Source organism: Paenirhodobacter enshiensis (genome assembly GCF_000740785.1).
GTDB lineage: Bacteria > Pseudomonadota > Alphaproteobacteria > Rhodobacterales > Rhodobacteraceae > Rhodobacter > Rhodobacter enshiensis.
Genome location: NZ_JFZB01000072.1, coordinates 1 through 3348 on the forward strand (window position 1 = coordinate 1; position 3348 = coordinate 3348).

The following is a 3348-nucleotide window of genomic DNA, read 5'->3' on the forward strand; positions in this document are numbered from 1 at the left end:
TGGCGCGATACGTTCTCGCGTCTTCCCTGGAGAGATACCCAACGGTCATTCCATGCACTTGGACGGCAATGGCCTTGTCGTCAAACCGATTGGTGTTTTCACACAAAAGCACCGCCGTAATATGGTACTCGCACCCGTCTTCGGTTTCGGGGCCCGCGATCCGTCTGAGCGCTTTCTGATAGAAGCTCTCTCCGACGGCTGACGTTGCGAATGAACCGTCGCCTACCGCGAATACTCCACGTGTCCGGGAAGTATCTGGCGGATTTTGCCCGGCGCCCTCTAGGTCGTCGTTTGCCTCTAACTTGGGCAACTGCCGTGCCGTCGGTTGAGGGGTCTTCTCCCCGCGTTTCAGAAGAGGAACTAGAAGAACGTACACAATGATGGTCACTGCCACCATGCCGATGAATGAAGGTAGCACTTAGAGGTCCAGTATGGTTTTTCTGACACGTCCAACAATGCGAATACTTCCTGTTAAAGCAGGCGGTTGGGTGTCTATGTAGGAACGCGGTACGAAAGGCGGGGAAGAATTAGGGTCGTATGCTTTGTAGGTGGCCGCCCCACTTTCATCGGCGATCACATAGCATCGTCCGTTGACTAGCCTCTTGTCGTTCAGATCCACAATGATCACGGAGTCTGGCGGGCTAAGTTTGTTCATGGATGTGCCCTGCACGCGTAATGCGATCCAGCGGCTCGGGGGAAGGTCTGCAACAGGAATTGTCGGGTAGTCCGCAGGGCTGACGACACTGTCTTGGTCACTCAGCTGTCCTGCGCTGACCCAAGACACTAGGCTCACCATGTCGACGTGCGGCGGGTCGACATCGTTCATGTTGCCGGTTCCCGTGCGTAGCCATTCCCCGGAAACATTCATGGCCCGTGCGACGGCGGAAACGCTGCGCTCGGTCGCGCCAATCGGCTTCCCCGCGTCGCGGGAACGAATCCAGTTTCGGATCGTATCGGTCGTTCCCAGTGCTTTTAGACTGAGTGACCGAGGTGACATGCGTTGTCCGGCCTCATTCTGGGCCGCGATCCACTCTTCGATTCGCTTCAGAACATCCAGCATTTCCATGCGGTTATAATACCGTATGACGGACTGTCTGGCGTGCGGTTAGATAACCGTTGACTATGCGGTAATAAAACCGCACAAATATCGGTGTCATGTTAAGCACCGCATACCTCATCCATGTTGCTGACGCTTATAAAGCCGCCAGTGGTCTCACCGAGGACACCACTGTTTCTTATCGTGTCTTTGGGGACACGAAGAAACTGACGGCGATCAGGTGCGGTGCAGACATCACCGTGCGGCGGTTCAATGTCGCTCTTGATTGGTTCCGTTCACATTGGCCGGATGGAAGGCCTTTTCCTGAAAGTAATCATGTGGGGGATGAGGTGTCTCGATGATCGCTGAACAGGTCTTCTGTTTGCCAAAATGTCGGTTGTCGCTGGTTCAGCGCGATGCTCGTGCTGGCGCTGGCTGCCGAAGCCGGGCTGGAGCCACCGATGCGGAGCCCCTTCAGCTTCGAGGCGCTGCCGCCCGAAAATCACGATGGGAAGGAAGCTGCATGACCCTGCATGTGGCTTCCTCACGTCAACGGAATTTGGCTCGCGGATTTCCATGCCGCAACCATCGCATGTGCAACGTCAGCGATCACGGAAATCCGGTTTCCGAGCCGTTCAGCTCAGGCGTCCTGCATTGCGGCGCGAATTGCGTTGGACATGGACGCGATGTCATTCAGGTAGTCGATTTCATCGGCGACGATACGGCCATCCGCCTGAATTACGCCTTCAAGGGCCTGCTGAATGCGGTCCTGGCGCGGCTTGTCATAGGTCATGATGATCTCAAGGTGCCCGCGCAAGCTGCGCCGCTGGGGCCTCATGCGCTCGATTTCGCGGTTGAAGGCGTCCAGAACCTCGATAGTCGGCGCTTTGCCGATGCGTCCATCTCGCTGAAGGGCGAACATCTCCTTCTCAGCGTAGATCTGTATCGCATCGAGTTCGGAGATGTGCATTTTCCCGTCCGCACGTGCCGCCGACACCAGAACGCCAAGAGCCGGACGCAAGAAATCACGAAGCGTTTTCGCCGCGGTCAGAGCGGGGTCTTCCTGAGCCGCGGCGTCAGACATCGGCAGCGAACAGCCGTAGGTCTCTGCGAAGAATGTTCCGAACGGAACGACCTCGCCGCTGTCTTCGTCAATCACGCCGGATATGCGGTCGACGCGGAACAGGCGATAGGCGCGCCGTTCGTGACAAATGCAGTTCACGCCGAGGCCGTGATTGGTCTCTGTCAGGCTCATGAGCGTGACGCGGCGCGTTGTCTGCGCCCCTTTGCTGTCGTGATACTCGATGATCGCATAGGTGTCGCCCAGATCCATCGGCAGGGTGCCGGGCGACTTCTTGTCCTGCGCCGCTTCCGGGTCGCAGATTTCGAGGTCGTCAAGGAACGACATGTCGGGTTCGCGGAGGATCGTCCCGGCGACGACCGCGGGTTCCGGTGCCTGGTCGGGGGTCGGGGCGCGGCGCAGCAGATAGTCAAAAAGTCCCATTGGGAATCTCATTCCAAAATCAATCGACGGGGCAAACCTAAGGCTTTGTTTGCTGTCGAGTCCACCGGGAGGCGGGCATGACCGAGCGTCTGATGATTAATCAGTTCATGCGGGTTCTTGTTGCTCGGGCGGGCGGACCGGCCAATGCCGCTAGCCTGATAGACATAGGTCTCGGCATTCCATTGCAGGGCGGCATGTCGACACGGGTTGGCACGATCTCCAAGCGGTTATCGGGTCATCTGGACTGGCCGCTCGTCGAGATCATGGCGCTGGAGGATGCGCTTGATGATCGCTGTGTCCGGCGCTGGCTGTTGAGCACGACCCCGGATCATGCCGAGCACATCGACCTTCTGGACGGGGCGTCGGCGCTTTCGCGCGAGGTTGGCGAGGCGGTGAGCGCCGTCGTCGGTCTGGCGACGGGCAAAGCGGATCGTGCGCGTGTGCGCAAGGAAGTCCAGGACGCGCGGCATGTGGTCGAACGGCTGTCGGCTGTGCTGGAGGGGGATGAAGACTGATGCAGCGCACGATCCGAGCGTCTGGTGGGCAGTGCATTATCTTCACCACCTGCGACATCTGTAACGCACAATTTTCGCAAAGCATGGGGCCACTGTCGACGGCTCGTGCCCAGTCTCGCCTTGCGCGGCGCTTTACTGCGCAAGGGTGGAAGATGCGTGGGTCGGAGAGTGTGGGGTGGAAACACCGCTGTCCGGCCTGTGCCCGGCGCGCTCGCGCTACCGACCCCAAAAACCCAGAACAACAGAAGGACAGTGATCCCATGGCAAGCAAGAGCACGCCCGCCCCGCGGGGG

4 protein-coding genes are annotated in these 3348 nt (G+C 58.9%); 2 read left to right on the forward strand and 2 right to left on the reverse strand.

Translation table 11 applies throughout. From position 1 onward, the window contains the following. Positions 1–202: hypothetical protein (locus tag CG50_RS17375; RefSeq protein WP_211248646.1), on the forward strand; the 202-nt coding region annotated here is incomplete at its 5' end. A 216-nt stretch (positions 203–418) separates the two neighbouring features. Here CG50_RS17375 and CG50_RS16975 read toward each other — a convergent pair. Further along, positions 419–1066: a S24 family peptidase gene (locus CG50_RS16975; RefSeq protein WP_152559572.1), complete on the reverse strand. Its 648-nt coding sequence runs from the start codon at positions 1064–1066 to the stop codon at positions 419–421. 610 nt (positions 1067–1676) lie between these two features. Continuing rightward, the gene (locus CG50_RS15865) at positions 1677–2540 is read right to left on the reverse strand and encodes a tellurite resistance TerB family protein (RefSeq protein ID WP_036640596.1); all 864 of its coding nucleotides are present in this window, start codon (positions 2538–2540) and stop codon (positions 1677–1679) included. Positions 2541–2617: 77 nt separating this feature from the next. Here CG50_RS15865 and CG50_RS15870 point away from each other — a divergent pair, with 77 nt between their 5' ends. Then, positions 2618–3055 (forward strand): hypothetical protein, encoded by a 438-nt coding sequence (locus CG50_RS15870; protein WP_152559573.1) that lies wholly within the window; start codon positions 2618–2620, stop codon positions 3053–3055. Positions 3056–3348: the final 293 nt, after the last annotated feature.